Below are 3,481 nucleotides of genomic sequence, written 5' to 3' on the forward strand. Positions count from 1 at the left end.
GAAAATCAACATCATTAAAACCTTCGGGTAGCTGTGGTCGACGAGACATCTGTTCTAGATAATGCATGGTAATGATGCCTAAGCATAGTTGGCGGCAGCTTAAGGATTTAGAAAATGCGATTGGTATAAGTTTACAAACTACCAGGCATCTTTATTGTTGTTATTGACTGACAGATGTCTGGTATGTCCTGTTGCCTTCCTGATGGTGCAGTCTTCCGAAGAAGCTGCGGCAATCTTTTAACATTCCATCAATTTGCCAGTTGATGTCCTTCAGTATCCTGCAAACTTATCTGCTTTAATCGCTGACCTGTTGTTTTTGTTATTGATGGTCAGGATGTGCCATGTTGTTGTTATTGTTTGGCATTTTTTGTTTGCGACTGGACATATACAAAGGGTGTGCCAAAAATGGTTTGTTATCGATAACTGATTGATATTTAAAGATAATGTATTTTATCTGTCTTTCGGTCTATGTTGTGGGCGAGAGATGATCTGTTACTTGTTGAGTACTGGGTTGTGAAGATTGTAACCAGGGTAACAGGTTTGAATGGTTTAAGCTTTATGCACTTCTATACGACTGATCTGTCCTTCGTTAGAGAAAAAGATCCTTTCTATACCTGGTATTTTTACCGGCTCATCCGACTCAATATCCGTACCCGTTCTAACAAACTCAAGTTCTACACAACTGCCGTTCAGGTTTCGGTAGCTGTTGACATGCCAGTTCACGTCGGGGATTTTTGAAAAAAAAGCGGCCATCATATCGAGAATGGCACTCTTTCCCTGGAAGTCACCAAGAAATGCAGAGTAGTAACTGGCACTTTCATCAAGCATCGGAGATATCCAGTCCAGCCTGTGGGCATTGGACAGAGCAACATAGGCTCTGGCGGCTTCAACCTGTTCATCGTTTGTCATAATGTGAGATGCCAATGGTTTGTGAGTAGATATCCAAGACTCACAACATAGCACTAAGTCGACATATCGGCCTGCTTCAAGTTGTCACAGGCAGGATAGTTCCAAGCGAATAAAGTAGGTAGTTAATCCAAAAGGGGGAAGAGGTTTATGGAAATAGGAAAATAAACAAACAGACAGGTTTACAGATACACAGAAGCTCTTTATTTCTTCCTTGTCGAATGCCCGCGCTGCCTTTTGTAGCCTGTTACCAGACTCAGTCAGTCTTCTCGGCTTTCTTGTCCCTGTTTGTCGGCTACCTTGAGGTACCGTGCAAACCTGTCTGCTTGAGTCACCCGACCTTATATTATTATTTTTGTAGGCTGGGAGTCGTCATTATTGTTGTTGTTATATTCTGACGATTTTTGTTCTCGCCTGACATAATACAATTGACGTGCCAGTTTTTATAAAAATCTTTGCAGACCTTGGTAAACAGGGGGGTAAACAGGAAATTACTATTTTATAAATAGATGTCTGGTGTTGTTTTCCTGTTACTGCGTTTACTCACTGAATGTAACCTTCGGAATATACGTAACACATATGGACTAGCATACTCATGCTAGTAATTTCAGATGATCAAGAGGGTTGCTCATGTTGCGTTATCGGTATCAAATGCACATTGATACTTTAAATCAGGCAGTTTGACCTTATAGAGTACTCAGAGATTTTCCCCAGCAGGCTTTTGCCAACTCTGCAATGATCAGGACAATAAAATGACGACATCAAACCACTTTGATTATCTGGTAATCGGCGGTGGAAGCGGTGGTATCGCTTCAGCAAATCGTGCAGCTATGTACGGTAAAAAAGTGGCGCTGGTAGAGGCTAAGCACCTGGGAGGTACCTGCGTCAACGTGGGCTGTGTTCCTAAGAAAGCCATGTGGTTTGCCGGACAAATTGCTGATGCCTGTCGTTATGGGCCTGACTACGGCTTTGATATCAGTATTGAAGAGCAGTTGAAGTCGTTCAGCTGGAGTAAGCTTGTCGAAAGCCGGGAATCCTACATCAGTCGTATACATGCTTCTTATGAACGAGTTCTGGGTAACAATAAAATTACCGTAATAAGCGGCTATGGACGTTTTATTGATGCCAGAACGGTAGAGGTGAATGGTGAGCACTACACAGCAGACCATATCACCATTGCAACCGGTGGTGAGCCGCTGATTCCAGATGTTCCCGGAGCAGAGTACGGTATTGACTCCGATGGTTTCTTTGAGTTGACTGAGCGCCCTGGTCGGGTGGCTGTACTGGGTGCAGGTTACATAGCTGTTGAGCTGGCCGGTGTTTTACACGCACTGGGCAGCGAAACGCACTTGCTGGTTCGTAAACACAAACCCCTGCGTAATTTTGAAGAGATGCTGTCGGATACGCTGGTAGAAGTGATGGAGTCCGAAGGTCCTCAGCTTCATACTCATTCAGTACCAAGAGAAGTTGTAAAAGAAGACGATGGGAGTCTGACTGTTCATTTGGAAAACGGTAATTCAGTCAATGTTGATACCGTGATCTGGGCTGTAGGCCGTAAGCCGCATACTTCTGGCATCAACTTGGGCGCAGCAGGTGTTACGGTTGATGCACGGGGTTACATTCCTGTTGATAAGTATCAGAATACCAATGTTGATGGAGTTTATGCCGTGGGTGACAACATCGGTAAAATTGAGTTGACTCCCGTTGCTGTTGCCGCAGGTCGTCGTCTGTCGGAGCGCCTGTTCAATAATAAGCCGGATGAGCATTTGAACTACGACAATGTGGCCACAGTTGTTTTCAGTCACCCCCCAATTGGCACCGTGGGTTTAAGTGAACTGGCTGCCCGTGAGGAGTACGGTGACGAGAATGTCAAAGTGTACACCAGCCAGTTTACGGCGATGTACAGTGCATTGACCAGTCATCGACAGCCATCACGCATGAAGCTGGTGACCGTTGGCCCAGAAGAAAAAATTGTCGGTATCCATGCTATTGGACATGGTGCGGATGAGATGCTTCAGGGTTTTGCCGTGGCTTTAAAGATGGGGGCTACCAAAGCTGACTTTGATAATACCGTTGCCATTCATCCAACTTCTGCTGAAGAGTTTGTCACAATGCGGTGATGGTCTTTTGGAGGAGTATAATTGTTTTGACAACTCATAAATGTTTTGGCAACTCATAAATATTCTGGCAACTTTTTATAACTAGACCATACTCTGATTTGTACAAAACGACAGTGTATCGGAGTATGGTTTTATGTCTTTAGTACCACGCTGGAGTTACAGCGATTGGCAAAAAAGAGTGAATAAATTTGGCTATGAAGGATTTCTTAATCCACGAAATTTTAGCTCCTCGGCGACAGCCAGTGATACCAATTGAATTTTCTAACTACTGTATAACTGCCCAATCACGGGAGCACAGACTGAACAGTCGACCAGCTTCGCTGCAAAGGTTATTCCAAGCTTCACAGCAACAATCTACAATATTTTCATAACCTGAAAATGCTTTGTTTGATAAGTCATGCTCCCGCATCCACTCCCATAGCCTTTCTGAGCTGTTTAACTCCGGTGCGAATGGT

Annotated in this window: 2 protein-coding genes and 1 pseudogene; 1 reads left to right on the forward strand and 2 read right to left on the reverse strand. The window is 44.1% G+C overall.

Going from position 1 to position 3,481, the window contains the following annotated elements; translation table 11 throughout:
- Positions 1-549: 549 nt before the first annotated feature.
- Positions 550-909 (reverse strand): nuclear transport factor 2 family protein, encoded by a 360-nt coding sequence (locus AK963_RS26990; protein WP_066018435.1) that lies wholly within the window; start codon positions 907-909, stop codon positions 550-552.
- 749 nt (positions 910-1,658) lie between these two features.
- Between AK963_RS26990 and gorA the strand changes: the two genes are divergently transcribed.
- Positions 1,659-3,026 carry a glutathione-disulfide reductase gene (gene gorA / locus AK963_RS26995; protein ID WP_066018436.1) on the forward strand — a complete coding sequence of 456 codons (1,368 nt, stop codon included), beginning with the start codon at positions 1,659-1,661 and terminating at the stop codon, positions 3,024-3,026.
- Positions 3,027-3,291: 265 nt separating this feature from the next.
- Here gorA and AK963_RS36055 read toward each other — a convergent pair.
- Positions 3,292-3,481, reverse strand: a pseudogene (locus tag AK963_RS36055) (IS630 family transposase); the annotation flags it as partial.

Origin of the sequence: Endozoicomonas atrinae, assembly GCF_001647025.1 — a bacterium.
In the GTDB taxonomy this organism is placed as follows: Bacteria; Pseudomonadota; Gammaproteobacteria; order Pseudomonadales; family Endozoicomonadaceae; genus Endozoicomonas; species Endozoicomonas atrinae.

Bases quoted from the DNA above. Each gene is read 5' to 3' on its own strand.
- AK963_RS26990 (WP_066018435.1), bottom strand. From the start codon at position 909: ATGACAAACGATGAACAGGTTGAAGCCGCCAGAGCCTATGTTGCTCTG.
- gorA (WP_066018436.1), top strand. From the start codon at position 1,659: ATGACGACATCAAACCACTTTGATTATCTGGTAATCGGCGGTGGAAGC.